Consider the following 1,177-nt stretch of genomic DNA (forward strand, 5'->3'; position numbering starts at 1 on the left):
GCCGTTCGATGTCATGGCCGAAGGCCTCGAAACTGTCATAGGGCACGCGGCGGATGAATTCGGACTGGGAGATGAAATTGCCCATCCCGTAGAAGATCGGCCTGCCCTTGTAGATCTCGATCCCCAGCGTCTTGTGCCAGCCATGGCCGATATAGATGTCCGCCCCCGCGTCGATCGCGGCATGGGCGAACTGGCGGGCAAAGCCGGGCGGCTCGTCGCCGCGCGGGCCTTCGGCGATGTTGAAGTGATGCGCCACCATCACCAGATCGGCCATGTGCGTGGCCTCTCCGATCGACCGCAGGTTTCCCGCCAGATCGTGCGGATAAAGCGTGCTGCGGATTGCAAAATCGTCGCCCGGGACAAACCGGACGGTTTCGCGCGTTGATTGACCGGACGGAAGCGCCAGCCGGATGCCGCCATCTCTGTCGGTCCGGCCAATGCCGAGCGCCTCGGACATGCGCCGCAATTCGGCCGCCGCCGCCGCATCGATCCGGTAATCCATCGACACCCGCAGCGGATTGACACCCGGCCGTCCCCTGAGCGACGCCTTGGGCAGTCCCGCCCATTCATGGCCCTTGTTGCCGGTGCTCACGGAGATCAGCGCAACCCGCCCCTTGCGGCTTTCGAAATAGGCGGGCTCGCGCGCCTCTTCGAGATCGCACCCCGTTCCCGCGCAGACCAGGCCGGCCGCCTGGCAATGCCGCCGGGTGGCCTCCATGCCGCTCACGCCGAAGTCCATGCTGTGGTTGTGCGCGAGCGACACCATGTCGATCCCCGCCCAGGCCATCTCCCCGGCCAGCGCCGGTTCGGCGATCATGTAGCTCGCCATCCAGTCGCCGCGCGACGGCCAGTCGAGTTCCGAGAAACTGCCGAAGTTCATTTCCAGATGCGCATAGGTCACATCGGATTCGCGCAGGTCGTCGATGAGAGACAGGAACTCCGGATCGTCATGCATCGAGAACGGGCGAGCGATCATGCACTCCCCCGCGAGCACGATGTTCCAGTCGCGTGCAGAGATCATTGCCGTCGGGACCTTTTGTTGAGAGGCGGAGCAGAGCGGAGCGCAGAGGCGGGGCGCGCGGCTTCACCGCAAAGATCGACGCCGAACCGGTCCGCACCTTGCAAAGCGTGCCTGGCGGGCTGGCCCACGAAGGGAGCGAAAAGGCGGCCCGCGGGG

The 1,177-nt window shown here is 65.5% G+C and carries 1 protein-coding gene; it reads right to left on the minus strand.

All coding sequences use genetic code 11. The annotated features are described in order from the left end of the window. Nucleotides 1–1,021, minus strand: a 1,021-nt coding sequence (locus tag LL06_RS24980) for a CapA family protein (protein ID WP_035533474.1), incomplete at its 3' end; no start/stop codon positions are given. Nucleotides 1,022–1,177 lie beyond the last annotated feature (156 nt).

The organism is Hoeflea sp. BAL378, from assembly GCF_000759435.1.
Classification (GTDB): domain Bacteria; phylum Pseudomonadota; class Alphaproteobacteria; order Rhizobiales; family Rhizobiaceae; genus Hoeflea.